We start from the raw sequence: 13430 nt of genomic DNA, 5'->3' as shown, positions 1-13430 counted from the left end.
GCCGTGTCGTCCTCCCATGCAGTCGACCCCGCGGCCGCTCCCGGTGTCCCGGCACCTGCCGTGCCGGTCTCCCCGCGACCCGCGTCCGTCCACCGGTGGATGCCCCCGTTGTGGACACACGAACGCATGTGGTCCACATCGGTGTCCACAGGCTGTGCGCGGCCGGCAGGATGGTGCGCCGGCTCCGCGAGGAACTATGGCCGGTGCAGCATCTTGGCTGGTCACGGCCCGGATCGGGCGGCTGGAGGAGTGGCTCGGCGGTCGGTCGACCGACGAGGTCGGCCCGCGCGTCGTGACCCTGACGCCCGACGCGGAGCGACGGCGACGCTAACAGCTCCATCCACAGCCGGGCAACGCCGCCGTGGCCGTCGGGCGCGCCCCGGGGTCGACGGGACCGTCCCTTCCCCGGCGCGCCGGGGAAGCCGCCGCGGTCCCGTGGGACCATCATGGGCGGTCGTTCGCCGGCACTGCCCGGTCCTCGGCTATGCTTGCCGCAGTCTGTGGACGGGTCGGCCCGTTCCCGGCCGCTGCAGCGTGCCTGCGCCGGTCGGGTGCCGGTCCGGCGCTCCGCAGTGCCAGCTTCCGGGTGGCAGGGGCGGCCGTTGTGCCGACCCGACACCCTGCGCGCCCCCGTCCACCGACGGGAGCGCACCGCCGATGTCGTGTAGTGGGAGTACCTCGTGAGCAAGCGCACGTTCCAGCCGAACAACCGTCGCCGGTCCAAGACCCACGGCTTCCGGCTGCGGATGCGGACCCGCGCGGGCCGGGCGATCCTCGCCACCCGTCGGCGCAAGGGCCGCGAGAAGCTCTCCGCCTGACGTGCTGCCTGCGCAGGCACGCCTGCGCCGGCGCCCGGATTTCACCGCGGTCGTCCGTTCCGGCCGGCGCGCCGGGCGGCCGACCATGGTGCTGCACCTCCTTTCCGAACGGCCCGAGCAGCCGACCGGCGACCACCCGTCGCCGGTGGCTGCGCGGGCCGGTTTCGTGGTGGGCAAGAGCGTGGGCAACTCGGTGGTCCGCCACCGGGTGACCCGTCGCCTGCGGGCCGTCGTCCGGGCCGAACTCGGCCGGCTCCCGGCCGGTGCCGACCTGGTGGTCCGGGCCCGTCCGGAGGCCGCGACCGCGGACTCCGCCGTGTTGCACCGCGACCTGTCCGCAGGCCTGGACCGGTTGCTCGGCGACCGGGCGCGGGCGCGATGAGCGCCGGCCGCGTGCCGACCCCGCACCGCTCGCCCGTCGCTCGGCTGCTGCTGCGCGCGGTGGGCTTCTACTCCCGCGCCATCAGCCCGGCCCTCCCCCCGCGCTGCCGGTTCCACCCCACGTGCAGCGCCTACGCGGCCGAGGCCGTGGCCCGGCACGGCGCGGGACGCGGCACCTGGCTGGCGTTCGTCCGGTTGCTCAAGTGCGCCCCCTGGCACCCCGGGGGCGTCGACCTCGTCCCGCCGGTGACCGGGCGGCGCGGAACCGGGACGGGCGCCCGCTCGTCCAGTTCAGCGGCACGCCCCTCGGGTGCGCCGTCCGATGACCCCGGCCGCGAGGCCACCCCGCCGGCCGCGTGCCGGACCCCGCAGGAGGAGTCCTCCGTTGCTTGACTGGCTGTACACCGCGATCTCCTGGGTGATGGCCCGGTGGCACTCGCTCTGGGACCTGGTCCTCGGTGACCCCGCGCCGGAGACGGCGCTCGGCGGGCTGAGCTGGGTGCTGGCGATCGTCTTCCTGGTCGTCACGATCCGGCTGATCCTCTTCCCGCTGTTCGTGAAGCAGGTGAAGTCGCAGCGGGCGATGCAGGAGCTGCAGCCCGAGATCGCCAAGCTGCGCAAGCAGTACGGTAGCGACCGCCAGGGCATGGCCGTCGCGATGCAGCAGCTCCAGAAGGAGCGCGGGGTCAACCCGCTGGCCGGCTGTCTGCCGATCCTGCCGCAGATCCCGATCTTCCTGTCGCTCTTCCACGTCCTGCGCCGGCTGGCGCCGGGCAAGGACGGGCTGTACTCGTGGACCGACGAGCTCACCGACGAGGCGGCGCGCGCCAAGCTCTTCGGGGCCCCGATCTCCTCGTCGTTCAACATGAGCGGCGCCAAGGAGCAGGCGATCCTGGGGATCCAGGGCGTCAACTACACCAACATCCGGATCGTCGCCTTCGCGCTGATCGTGGTCATGTGCGCCACGACGTACTTCACGCAGCGGCAGATCATGTCGCGCTCCGGCCCGGTCGAGGGCCAGGCCGCCATGATCCAGAAGCTGATGCTCTACGGCGTCCCGATCAGCCTCTTCGTCTCCGGCTTCATCTTCCCGATCGGCGTCCTCATCTACTGGATGGTCAACAACCTGTGGACGCTGGGCCAGCAGTTCTTCATCCTCCGCAAGATGCCGCCGCCCGGCTCCGACGCGGCGAAGGCCAAGGCCGCGGAGGGCAGGCCCGTGGTCGACCCGCGCACGCTCGCGCCGAAGCCCGGCGCCAAGCCGGTCCGCTCGAAGCAGGGCGCGCCGACGACGCCCCCCACCACGCCGTCGGCGACTCCGACGACCGAGGCGACCGGCAGCACCGCGGCCGGCGCGGACGGTTCGCCGACGGCCGGCGGCAACGGTGCGCGGCCCGCGTCCGGCGGCTCGGCCAACGGGACGCCCCGTGCCGGCGGCGGTTCCCGCCCGGGCTCGGGACAGGGCCCGGCCAACCGCGGAAAGCGGAAGCGGCGCTGACCACCGCTCGACCGCTCCCCCGCCGGTACGTCCGGCACACCGACCACCGGGGACACCCGGCCGCCGCACAGAACTGGGAGGAACACCCGTGAGTGCTCCGCAGCAGCCCGTGACAGACAACGCCCCCGCCTTGCCCGACGCCGACCCCGCCAGCGACGACGCCGTCGTCGAGGCCGTCGAGGTCGAGCCGCGTGGGGCCGGTGAGGCCGGTGGGAGCGGTGACGACCTGCTGGTCCGGGAGGGGGACGTCGCCGGTGACTACCTCGAGCGCCTCCTCGACATCCTCGACGTCGACGGCGACATCGACCTGGACGTGGAGGGCGACCGGGCATCGGTCGCGATCGTCGGTGGCCGCCTCGACGACCTGATCGGCCCCGACGGCGCCACCCTGGAGGCGCTGCAGGAGCTGACCCGGCTCGCCGTCGCCCAGTCGACCGGCGTGCGCAGCCGGCTGATGCTCGACGTCGGCGGCTACCGGGCCGAGCGCCGGGCAGACCTGACCACCCTCGCCGGGGAGACCGCACGCCGTGTCTCCTCCAGCGGGCAGCCGGAGCGACTCAGCCCGATGAACCCGTTCGAGCGGAAGGTCGTCCACGACGTCATCGCCTCGGTCTCCGGGGTGCACAGCGAGTCGGAGGGCGAGGAGCCCAACCGCCGCGTCGTGGTCCTGCCCGACAGGTGACCGACGGACGTCCGGCGCCGGGCGCGGCCGCGGCCGGGGGGGCGGCTCCGCCCGCGCCACCGGCCGCGGCCACCGGCGTCTTCGGCGAGGCGCTGCCGGTGGCGCAGCGGTACGTGGCGCGGCTGGCCACCGACGGGGTCACCCGCGGCCTGATCGGGCCGCGCGAGGTGCCCCGGCTGTGGGAGCGGCACGTGCTCAACAGCGCGGCGGTCGCCGAGGCCGTTCCGCGGGACGCCCGCGTCGTCGACGTCGGCAGCGGTGCGGGGCTTCCAGGGATCCCTCTGGGTCTGGCCCGGCCCGACATCGCGCTGACCCTGGTGGAGCCGATGGCTCGCCGGGTCGAGTTCCTCGAGGAGGCGGTGGCGGACCTGGCGGGCTCGTCGTCGTGGCGGGTGGTGCGGGGACGCGCCGAGGACCGGGGCGTCGTCACGGCTGTCGGCCGGGTGGACGTGGTCACCGCGCGGGCTGTCGCGCCGCTCCCCCGTCTCGTCGGCTGGTGCCGTGGGTTGCTCCGCCCGGGAGCCCAGCTGGTGGCGCTCGTCGGGGCACGAGCCCTGGACGAGCTCCCCGGCCTGCTCCCCGAACTCTGGGCTGCGGGAATGCGGGACGTCGAGGCGCGTGCCGTCGGTGCATCCCTGGGAGACGCTGCCACTACCGTGGTGGTCATGACGCGCGGAGAACGGTGAGGATGCTCCGGCGAGCGACCCTGTTCCACGTGGAACAGGTCCAGCTACCCGTAGGGTTCCACGTGAAACTCCGCCGGCAGAGGAAGGATCCGCGATGACCGACCCGGGCGAGCGGCTGCGCAGCAACCTCGCCGCAGACCAGTCGTCGGCGCCGTCCTCCGGAAGCCTGGCGGACTTCGACAGTCCGATCGCCATGGAGGCGCTGCGCGCCACGCGCGTTCTCCACGCCGCCGATCAGGAGCCCTTTCCGGCGCCCGGGCGGATCAGGGTCATCACCATCGCCAACCAGAAGGGCGGCGTCGGCAAGACCACGTCGACGGTGAACCTGGGCGTGGCGCTCGCCCTGTACGGGCTGCGGACGCTGGTCATCGATCTCGACCCCCAGGGGAACACGAGCACCGCTCTGGGGGTGGAGCACACCGTGGGCACCCCGAGCATCTACGACGCGCTCGTCGGCGACAGCACGCTGTCTGAGGTGGTGCACCCCACCACGGCCAGTCCGAACCTGCTGTGCGTGCCGGCGACCATCGACCTGGCCGGCGCCGAGATCGAGCTCGTCTCCGTCGTCGCCCGGGAGCACCGCCTGCGTCGCGCGATCGAGGCCTACGTCGCGGCGCTCCCACAGGACCGCCGACCGCACTACGTGCTGATCGACTGCCCGCCGTCACTGGGTCTGCTGACGCTCAATGCGCTGGTGGCGGGTGACGAGGTGCTCATCCCCATCCAGTGCGAGTACTACGCGCTCGAAGGCCTAGGGCAGCTGCTCAACAACATCGACCTGGTCCGCCAGCACCTCAACCCGGGGATCGCCGTCCGGACCATCCTGCTGACGATGTACGACGGGCGCACCAAGCTGGCCGACCAGGTGGCCGACGAGGTGCGCAACCACTTCGGCGAGCTGGTGCTGAACGCGGTGATCCCCCGGAACGTCCGCGTCTCCGAGGCGCCCGGCTACGGGCAGTCCGTGCTGACCTACGACCCGGGGTCCCGCGGGTCCACAAGCTACGTGGAGGCCGCCCGCGAGCTCGCCCAGCGCGGCGTCGCCCTGGAGCCGCTCGACAGCGGTGCCGGCAGCAACGGGGCCACCCCGGTCGGCGCGCTCGCCTTCGGTGAGACCGCGGCTCCCTTCCGCACCCAGGATTCCCAGTGAGCACCACCGCCAGCGAGGAGCAGTCATGACGAAGCGAGGTGGCCTGGGACGCGGGCTGGCGGCGCTCATCCCGACCGGGCCGCCCCCCGCTGCTGCCCCGGTGGCCGCACCGGCCCCGGCGCCCGCCCCCGAGCGTGACGAGACCGGCCGGCCGGGCGAGCGCGCGGCGAACGGTGCCGGTGAGCAGACGCCGGAGTCGTCCTCCTCGCCGGTCAGCCTGGTGCCCGCGCCTTCCGCCACGGCGGAGAACGGGGCCGTCGGGGTGCCCGGCGCGCAGCTCCGCGAGGTGGCGGTCGACGACGTCGTCCCGAACCCGAAGCAGCCGCGGCAGGTCTTCGACGACGAGGCGCTGGAGGAGCTGACGCACAGCGTCCGGGAGTTCGGCCTTCTCCAGCCGATCGTCGTCCGCGAGGCCGGCGACGGCCGCTACGAGCTGATCATGGGTGAGCGCCGGCTGCGCGCATCCCGTGCGGCGGGGCTGGACAGCGTCCCGGCGATCGTGCGGGACACCACCGACGACGCCATGCTGCGCGACGCCCTGCTGGAGAACATCCACCGCGTCCAGCTCAACCCCTTGGAGGAGGCCGCCGCCTACCAGCAGCTGCTGGAGGAGTTCGGGGCCACCCACGAGGAGCTCGCGCAGCGCATCGGCCGGAGCCGTTCCCAGGTCACCAACACCATCCGGCTGATGAAGCTGCCGGTGAAGGTGCAGACCCGGGTCGCCGCCGGGGTGATCTCCGCCGGCCACGCCCGTGCGCTGCTCGGACTGCACGATGCCGAAGCCCAGGACGCGCTGGCCACCCGCATCGTCGCCGAGGGGATGTCGGTCCGCGCGACCGAGGAAGCCGTGGCGCTGGCTGCGGCCGAGCAGCCGACGGCCAAGCGCCGGGCGCGCCACCTCAGCGCCCCCGGGGTCGAGGAGCTGGGGTCCCGACTCTCCGACATGTTCGAGACCAAGGTGAAGATCCAGATCGGCCGGGCCAAGGGCAAGATCGTCGTCGAGTTCGGCTCGGTCGACGACCTCCAGCGGATCATCGGCGTCATGGCGCCGGAGATCACCGGACGCCGCGCGGAGGATTGAGCGACGCCATCCTCAGGATTGAGGCCCCTTGCGTCACTGACGTAAGGGGCCTCAATCCGTCGCGGGGCCGGTGGTCAGCCGGTGGAGCCGGACCGGCGGGCCAGCAGCCGGGCGAGGACGTCGCCCAGCTCGTATCCGGCCGCCTCCACCGCCATCGGGAACATGGAGGTCTCGGTAAGACCCGGCGAGACGTTCACCTCGAGGAAGTGGACGTCACCGTCCGGCGTGACGATCGCGTCGGTACGGGAGAGGTCGGCCAGACCGAGCACCTCGTGCACCCGGACGGCGACCTCCGCCGCCCGGGCGGCGACGGCGTCGGGAATTCGTGCCGGAGCGTGGTACTCGGTGAGCCCGGGGGTGTAGCGGGAGGTGTAGTCGAAGACGCCGGACTCCGGTTCGATCTCGACGGCGGGCAGCGCCTCCGGCCCGTTGCCGAGGTCGATGACGGCCAGGGCGACCTCGACCCCCTCGACGTACCGCTCGACCATCACGGTGTCGCCGTAGGCGAAGCAGCTCACCATGGCCGCCGGCAGGTCCTCGACCCGGCTGACCTTCTGCACGCCCAGGGCCGAGCCGCCGGACGCGGGCTTCACCATGAGCGGCAGGCCCAGGCGGGCGACCATCAGGTCGAGCACTGCCCCGGCGCCCAGTTCGCGGAAGGTGCTGTGCGGAAGGGCGACCCAGTCCGGCGTCGTCACCCCGGCCGTCCGGACGACCGACTTGGCGGCCGGCTTGTCCCAGGCCAGGCGGCAGGCGGCAGCCGGCGAGCCCACGTAGGGGACCCCGGCCAGGTCCAGGACCGCCCGGAGAGCGCCGTCCTCTCCGGTGGCGCCGTGCAGGGCGATGAAGACGGCATCGGCGGGCACGGCGGCGAGTCCTGGCAGGAGCTCGGCGTCGGCGTCCCGCAGCTCCGCGTCGAGCCCGGCGCGGGTCAGCTCCTCGACCACCTGGGTGCCCGAGGAGAGGCTGACCTCCCGCTCGAACGTCAGCCCACCGGCGAGGACGACGGCGCGTAACGGCTCCGACGGGGTGCCGGGAGCCGGTACGCGCGCGGCGGCGGACTCGGTCATGCTCGGCCGTCCTCGTATCGGTCGCTGTTGGCCGGCCCGACCATGGACTCGGCGTCCTGGCCGGAGCCCGCCCGGACGGCCCGGAAGGTTCCGGTGTCGACCTTGTCGAAGGTGGAGTGCAGGTCCAGCTCGGCCTCGATGACGCGCGCCAGGCGGCGCACGCCCTCCCGGATCTGGTCCGGCTCCGGGTAGCAGTAGGACAGCCGCATGTACTCCTGGCCGCTGCCGTCGGCGTAGAAGCCGATGCCCGGCACGTAGGCCACCAGGGAACCCACGGCTCGGGGCTGCATCAGCTTGGCGTCCAGACCGGCCGGCAACTTCAGCCAGACGTAGAACCCGCCATGCGGGTGGGTCCAGGTGGTGCCGGCCGGCATCATGGCCTCGAGGGACTCCAGGCAGGCGTCCCGCCGCTCGCGGTACAGCTCGGTGAACAGCTTGATCTGCTCGCGCCAGGGCTGGGTGTCCAGATACCGGGCGACGGCGTACTGGGTGAGGGACGGCGGGCAGAGGACCTGCGCCTCGGTGGCCAGGACCAGCTTCTCCCGGACGGCCAGCGGGGCGAGGACCCAGCCGACGCGGAGCCCCGGGGAGAAGGTCTTGGAGAACGAGCCGAGGTAGATGACCCGGTGGGCGTCGCGGGCCCGCAGCGCGCGCATCGGCTCCTGCTCGAAGCCCAGCAGCCCGTAGGGGTTGTCCTCGATGATCAGCAGGTCCCAGCGCTCGGCGATCGCCATGATCGCCTCGCGGCGAGGCTCCGAGAGGGTCACGCCGGCCGGGTTGTGGAAGTTCGGCACCGTGTAGAGGAACTTCACCCGGTCACCCGCGGCGCGGCAGGCGACCAGCGCCTCCTCCAGCGCCTCGGGGATGAGCCCGTCGTCGTCCATGGCGACGTGCCGGACCCGCGCCTGGGCGGCCTGGAAGACCCCCAGGGCGCCCACATAGGACGGGCCCTCGGCGAGGATCACGTCGTCCGGGTCGCAGAAGACGCGGGTGACCAGGTCCAGGCCCTGCTGGGAGCCCACCGTGACGACGACCTCGCTGGGCGAGGCGTCGGTGATGCCCTCGAGGGCCATGACGTCGCAGATCCGCTCGCGCAGCCGGGGGTCACCCTGACCGGAGCCGTACTGCAGCGTCTGCGCGCCCATCCCGGACACCAGGTCGCCGATCATCGAGCCGACGGCGTCCAGTGGGAGCGCGGTGACGGCGGGCATACCGCCGGCGAGGGAGACCACCTCGGGCCGGCTCACGACGGAGAACAGCGCCCGGATCTCCGAGGACTTCATCCCGTGGGTCCGTGCTGCGTACCGGTCGGCCAGCGGGTCGAGCCGCGGATGCCGCGGCGCGGGATGGGGATGCGCACCGTGGTGCGCCCCCTGCTGTCCGGGACCGGCAGGCGTGCCGGGCGGGATGGTGGCCACCTTCAGGAGTGTAGGCAGCCCCGAGGGAGCGGCCGCGCGCAACACGTCAGGACGACGGACCGATCGGTCACGCCGACCGCCTCACGCCCTCCCGGGGAGGACGAACGTGCCGGTCGGCGGATCGGCCTCGGCGGGGAGGTAGAGCCGCTGGACGGCGGCGAGGACGCCGTGGGCGATGGCGCTGCGGACCCGTGCGTCGAGCAGCAGCAGCCGGTCGACCGGGTGGGAGAGGTAGCCGCAGTCCAGCCGCACCGCGGGCATGCGGGTCATCCGGACGATGTCCCACGTCTTGGCGTGCGACCCGAGGTCGAGCATGCCGGTGCGGGCCACGACCTCGCGGCGCACCAGGTTGGCGAACTGCTCCCCCACCGTGGACGACGCCCCGGAGCCGGTGCCGTAGTAGTAGCTGGCCACGCCCCGGGCGTGCTCGGATCCGTGGGCGTCCAGGTGGAGGGAGATGAACAGGTCGGCCCGGGCGTCGTTGGCGAAGGCGGTGCGCTCGGCGTGGGCCGGACCCTGCGCGCGACCCCGGGTGAGGTACACGGTGGCCCCGGCAGCGGCGAGCCGGCCCTCGATCCGCGAGGCGAGGTCGAAGACGAGGTCGGCCTCGGTGGTCTCGCCGGCGATGAACCCGGGATCGGTTCCACCGTGCCCCGCGTCGACGACGATCCGGCGGCCGATCAGGTGCGGTCCGCTCTCCACGAACGAGGCGCTCTGCCGCAGCAGCTGCGGCCGCCCGCCGGTGACCTTGCGGCCGAGCTGGCGCAGCGCCCGCAGCGTGGCCGGCCCGCAGGTGCCGTCGGAGGTGAGGCCGTAGTCCCGCTGGAACGCCCGCAGACCGACCTCCGTCTCGGGCCCCAGGATGCCGTCGGCGCGGCCGGCGTCGTAGCCCAGCTCGAGCAGCCGCTCCTGCAGGTTGGTCACGTCGTCGCCACGCATCGGGCGCTCGGGGTCGTAGCGGAGCAGACGGTCACCCAGCGACCAGCGGGCCTCGCTGAGCGCCCGGTAGGTCTCCTCGCCCACCCGTCCGTCCACGGACAGGCCGCGCACCTGCTGGAAGTGGCGGACGGCGAGTTCGGTGGCGGCGTCGTACTCCGCGGACTCGAGGCCCGGATCGCCGCCGTCGCCGGCGGAGGGGAGGAGGCCGAGGCTGCGGAGGGCGGCGTGCACGTCGGCCACGGCCGGCCCGCGGTCCCCCGGCCTCAGAGGCTGCATGCGGCTGTCGGTTCCCATCACAGCTCCGCTGGGGAACTGGAGAGCTTCGCCGTTCTCATCATCGTGTCACCGATTGTCGTCCCTCCCGCCGTGGACGGCGCACCGGGGGCGGCGATCCTCCCCCGGTGACGGCGAAGGCCCACCCGTCCGGTGGACGGGTGGGCCTTCGCGGTGCACAGCGTGATGGCGGACCTGCCCGCCCCTGCCGCTCGCACGCTCGCGGCGGGACCCCGCAGGCAGGCCGGAACCGGCGCGCGTCAGCCGATGTAGTCGGCCAGGTCGCTCAGGATGGCACCCTTGGGCTTGGCGCCGATGATGCTCTTGACCGGCTTGCCGCCCTGGAAGACGGTCATGGTCGGGATCGACATGACCTGGTAGTCGCGGGCGATCTGCGGGTTCTCGTCGATGTTGAGCTTGGCGATGGTGAGCTTGTCACCGTGCTCGGAGGCGATCTCCTCCAGCACGGGGGCGACCATCTTGCACGGCCCGCACCACTCCGCCCAGAAGTCGACGAGCACGGGCTTGTCGCTGCCCAGCACGTCGGTGGCGAAGCTGGCGTCGGTAACGGTCACGGTGTTGCCTGCCATGGTCGTTCTCCCTCTCGGTCGACTGGCTCGTTGCTGGCGCTGACGAGCCTCCGCCCGCACAACCGCGCGGGCTGGGTGGTTATGCCCGGCGCGGTCGTGAGGTGGGCAGGCCGCTCAGCGCTCGTCGAATGTCTCGGCGAGCCACCGCTCGGCGTCGATGGCGGCGGCGGCACCCGTGCCGGCCGACGTGATCGCCTGGCGGTAGATGTGGTCGACGACGTCGCCGCAGGCGAACACGCCGTCGATGTTGGTGCGGGTGGTCGGGTGGTCGACCTGGATGTAGCCCTCGTCGTCGAGCTTCAGCTGTCCGACGAAGAGCTCGCTGCGCGGGTCGTGCCCGATGGCCAGGAACATGCCGGTCACCGGCATGGTCTCGGTGGCACCCGTGGCGGTGTCGGTCAGCTGGACGGCGGAGACGGTCGACTCGCCGAGCACGTCGGTGACCTGCTTGCCCAGCGCCCAGCGGATCTTCTCGTTGTCCTGCGCCCGCTGCTGCATGATCTTCGAGGCGCGCAGCTCCTCGCGGCGGTGCACCACGGTGACGCTCTTGGCGAACCGGGTGAGGAAGGTGGCCTCCTCCATCGCCGAGTCGCCACCGCCCACGACGACGATGTCCTGGTCGCGGAAGAAGAACCCGTCGCAGGTGGCACAGGCCGAGACGCCGCGGCCGAGCAGGCGCTGCTCGTTGTCCAGACCCAGGTACCGGTACTTGGAGCCGGTGGCCACGATCACGGCGTGCGCGCGGTGGGCGGTGTCGCCCACCTTGACGATCTTCGGGTTGGCGGTGAGGTCGACCCCGGTCACGTCCGACGGCACCAGCTCGGCGCCGAAGCGCTCGGCCTGGGTCCGCATGTCGTCCATCAGCTGCGGGCCCTGGATGCCCTCGGGGAAGCCGGGGAAGTTCTCGACCTCGGTGGTCGTCATGAGGGCGCCGCCGAACTGCGATCCCTCGAAGACCAGCGGGTGCAGGTTCGCGCGGGCCGCATAGGTGGCCGCCGTGTAACCGGCGGGGCCGGACCCGATGATGATCAGATCGCGGATGCCGTCGTGCTCGGCCGGCGGGATGACCGGTCGGGTCACCTCGCCGGTGGTCACGGCGGGGCCGGGGGTCGGCTGGTCTGTCGTCACGGGCGGCACAACCACGATCGTAAGGGCCCCATTCCCGCGTGACCCCGTCCCGGGGCGGCGTCGATCAGCCGGCGGTGCGGACCTCGACCTCGGCCAGCTCGGCGGAGAACCCGTTGGGGCCGTCGACCAGGCCGGTGATCCACACGAGCACGTACCGGGCGGGAATCGGCTGGTCGAACGCGAGGTCGGTGCTCCCGGTCAGCGTGCCGGCGGCCGCTACCGAGAAGTCCTCCAGCGTTCCGCCGGCCGACTCCGACGTGCGCACCTCCACGGTGGCGCCGGGCACCGGCGACTGCACCGTGACGCCGGACAGCTCGTGCGCGTCGCCGAGGTCGTACACGACGCCGACGCCGGGCTTGAGGTTGCCGAACGCGGGGGAGCCCCGGTAGTCCAGCGTGGACCAGCCGGTGGCGGGGTCGCCGTCGTAGGACAGCGGGACGTCCTCGTCGTTCTCCGGCTCGCCGTCGCCGAACGGGTCGAACACCTGGGCGGCGCTGACGGTGGCCGCGGCCCCCGGCTCCGGCGCCGGCGCCGGCTCCTCCCCGCCCCCGTCCGCCACGGGGGCGCCGGCCGTCGGCGGGGTCGAGCCGGCGATCTCCTCGTCGACGGAGTCGGCCACCGACAGGACGCTGGAGCCCAACCACCAGGCCAGCGCGATCACCACGACGAGGGCCAGCAGCGGGAGGCCCACGACCACCAACCGGCGCCCGCGGGCCGCGTCCTCGTTCTCGTCCTCTGGCGCGTAGCCGTCGTCCTCGTCGCGGGCTCCCCGGCCGCCCAGGACGCCGAAGAGCTCGTCCTCGCTCCCCGGCGCGGGCGGGAGCGACGAGGGGGCTGCCGCGACGGTGTCGCCGCCCAGCGCGGAGGCGGGCAGCGGCCCGCCGTCGCCGACCGGTCGGACCGGCGGCACGGGGGGCAGCGTGGTCCGCTCGAGCCGAACGGGGGCCCCCGCCTCGCGGCGGCGCCGACGGCCGCCGTCGGTGTCGTCGGCCCGGTTCGGGTGCAGGTTCTGCGTGGAGCCGCTCCGCCCGCGCTCCCCGAGCAGGGCGGCCATGGCCGCGACGCTGGAGAGCCCCCGGCCGGGTGCGGTGGACCGGGCGCGGCGGGCGAGGGCCACGAGGTCGGAGGGGCCGGTCACCGGGCGGGCGCCGGGACCGACGCCGGTGAGGCAGGCCTCCAGGAGTTCACCGAGCGCGGTGATGTCGCCCTCGACGGTGCCGGCGGCCGCGGGGACCGCCCGCAGCCCGACCAGCCCGTTCGGTCGCAGGACGACGTTGTCCAGCGAGAGGCCGCCGACGGCCAGGCCCACGCGGTGCGCCTCGGCCACGCCCTCGGCGAGCCGGCGGAGGACGAGCCGGACCTCGCGCTCGGGCATCGGACCGGACCGGAGCCGGTCGGCGAGGGTCTCGCCGTCGATCCACTCGTTGACGACGTAGGCGGCGCCGCCGGGGGCCTGCGGATCGCCGCTGCCCTCCGAGGCGTCGTAGACCATGGCCAGCGCGGGGGTGGCCAGCCCGCCGGCGGTGAGCGCGCGGGTGATCCAGGCGTGCGCCGCGGGACCGGCCGGGATGTGCACCCGGATGGCGACGTCGCGGTTGAGGACGCGGTCCTTGGCCCGCCAGCTCTGGATGATGCCGGTGGGGGTGGTCTCGTCGGGACCGATCTGGTCCAGCGGGCGGTAGCGGTCGGGCAGGCCGGTGGTCGTGGACGCCATCG

The 13430-nt window shown here is 73.5% G+C and carries 14 protein-coding genes; 8 read left to right on the top strand and 6 right to left on the bottom strand.

The features are described from left to right. Positions 1–680 precede the first annotated feature (680 nt). The 8 genes from rpmH to ABC795_RS17855 all read left to right on the top strand — a co-directional run bounded on the left by rpmH (position 681) and on the right by ABC795_RS17855 (position 6296). Positions 681–818, top strand: a complete 138-nt coding sequence (gene rpmH / locus ABC795_RS17890) for a 50S ribosomal protein L34 (protein WP_091930872.1) — start codon at positions 681–683, stop codon at positions 816–818. A gap of 1 nt (position 819) precedes the next feature. Further along, positions 820–1200 carry a ribonuclease P protein component gene (rnpA, locus tag ABC795_RS17885; RefSeq protein ID WP_347058704.1) on the top strand — a complete coding sequence of 127 codons (381 nt, stop codon included), beginning with the start codon at positions 820–822 and terminating at the stop codon, positions 1198–1200. An 11-nt stretch (positions 1201–1211) separates the two neighbouring features. Next, positions 1212–1592 (top strand): membrane protein insertion efficiency factor YidD, encoded by a 381-nt coding sequence (gene yidD, locus ABC795_RS17880; RefSeq protein ID WP_347058703.1) that lies wholly within the window; start codon positions 1212–1214, stop codon positions 1590–1592. Then, a complete protein-coding gene (gene yidC, locus ABC795_RS17875; RefSeq protein WP_347058702.1) occupies positions 1585–2697 on the top strand; it encodes a membrane protein insertase YidC in 1113 nt (370 codons plus the stop codon). Before yidD ends, yidC begins: the two co-directional genes overlap by 8 nt. 88 nt (positions 2698–2785) lie before the next feature. Then, complete coding sequence (locus ABC795_RS17870; protein ID WP_347058701.1) at positions 2786–3379, top strand: protein jag; 594 nt, start codon at positions 2786–2788, stop codon at positions 3377–3379. After that, positions 3376–4065 carry a 16S rRNA (guanine(527)-N(7))-methyltransferase RsmG gene (gene rsmG / locus ABC795_RS17865; RefSeq protein WP_347058700.1) on the top strand — a complete coding sequence of 230 codons (690 nt, stop codon included), beginning with the start codon at positions 3376–3378 and terminating at the stop codon, positions 4063–4065. The genes ABC795_RS17870 and rsmG overlap by 4 nt, the downstream gene beginning before the upstream one ends. 94 nt (positions 4066–4159) lie before the next feature. Next, positions 4160–5215, top strand: a complete 1056-nt coding sequence (locus ABC795_RS17860) for a ParA family protein (protein WP_347058699.1) — start codon at positions 4160–4162, stop codon at positions 5213–5215. Positions 5216–5240: 25 nt separating this feature from the next. After that, the gene (locus ABC795_RS17855; RefSeq protein WP_347058698.1) at positions 5241–6296 is read left to right on the top strand and encodes a ParB/RepB/Spo0J family partition protein; all 1056 of its coding nucleotides are present in this window, start codon (positions 5241–5243) and stop codon (positions 6294–6296) included. 74 nt (positions 6297–6370) lie between these two features. On the opposite strand, the gene ABC795_RS17850 is transcribed toward ABC795_RS17855, so the two are convergent. The 6 genes from ABC795_RS17850 to ABC795_RS17825 form a co-directional block, all read right to left on the bottom strand. Beyond that, positions 6371–7366, bottom strand: coding sequence for a D-alanine--D-alanine ligase (locus ABC795_RS17850; protein ID WP_347058697.1), 996 nt, complete (start codon positions 7364–7366; stop codon positions 6371–6373). Next, a complete protein-coding gene (locus ABC795_RS17845; protein ID WP_347058696.1) occupies positions 7363–8784 on the bottom strand; it encodes a PLP-dependent aminotransferase family protein in 1422 nt (473 codons plus the stop codon). The genes ABC795_RS17850 and ABC795_RS17845 overlap by 4 nt, the downstream gene beginning before the upstream one ends. Before the next feature lie 81 nt (positions 8785–8865). Beyond that, on the bottom strand, positions 8866–9999 hold the full coding sequence (locus ABC795_RS17840; RefSeq protein WP_347058695.1) for an N-acetylmuramoyl-L-alanine amidase: 1134 nt from the start codon (positions 9997–9999) through the stop codon (positions 8866–8868). A gap of 257 nt (positions 10000–10256) precedes the next feature. Next, entirely contained in the window at positions 10257–10586 is a 330-nt protein-coding gene (gene trxA / locus ABC795_RS17835) for a thioredoxin (protein ID WP_347058694.1), read from the bottom strand. A 114-nt stretch (positions 10587–10700) separates the two neighbouring features. Further along, entirely contained in the window at positions 10701–11681 is a 981-nt protein-coding gene (trxB, locus tag ABC795_RS17830; protein ID WP_347060745.1) for a thioredoxin-disulfide reductase, read from the bottom strand. A gap of 97 nt (positions 11682–11778) precedes the next feature. Further along, complete coding sequence (locus ABC795_RS17825; RefSeq protein ID WP_347058693.1) at positions 11779–13428, bottom strand: hypothetical protein; 1650 nt, start codon at positions 13426–13428, stop codon at positions 11779–11781. Between the last annotated feature and the right edge of the window lie 2 nt (positions 13429–13430).

This window comes from Blastococcus sp. HT6-30, assembly GCF_039729015.1.
In the GTDB taxonomy this organism is placed as follows: Bacteria; Actinomycetota; Actinomycetes; order Mycobacteriales; family Geodermatophilaceae; genus Blastococcus.
This window is presented reverse-complemented; position numbering and strand designations above follow the sequence as displayed.

Coding starts and splice junctions, on each gene's coding strand:
- ABC795_RS17860 (WP_347058699.1), top strand. CDS start 4,160: ATGACCGACCCGGGCGAGCGGCTGCGCAGCAACCTCGCCGCAGACCAG.
- ABC795_RS17825 (WP_347058693.1), bottom strand. CDS start 13,428: ATGGCGTCCACGACCACCGGCCTGCCCGACCGCTACCGCCCGCTGGAC.
- ABC795_RS17840 (WP_347058695.1), bottom strand. CDS start 9,999: ATGCAGCCTCTGAGGCCGGGGGACCGCGGGCCGGCCGTGGCCGACGTG.
- ABC795_RS17850 (WP_347058697.1), bottom strand. CDS start 7,366: ATGACCGAGTCCGCCGCCGCGCGCGTACCGGCTCCCGGCACCCCGTCG.
- ABC795_RS17855 (WP_347058698.1), top strand. CDS start 5,241: ATGACGAAGCGAGGTGGCCTGGGACGCGGGCTGGCGGCGCTCATCCCG.
- trxA (WP_347058694.1), bottom strand. CDS start 10,586: ATGGCAGGCAACACCGTGACCGTTACCGACGCCAGCTTCGCCACCGAC.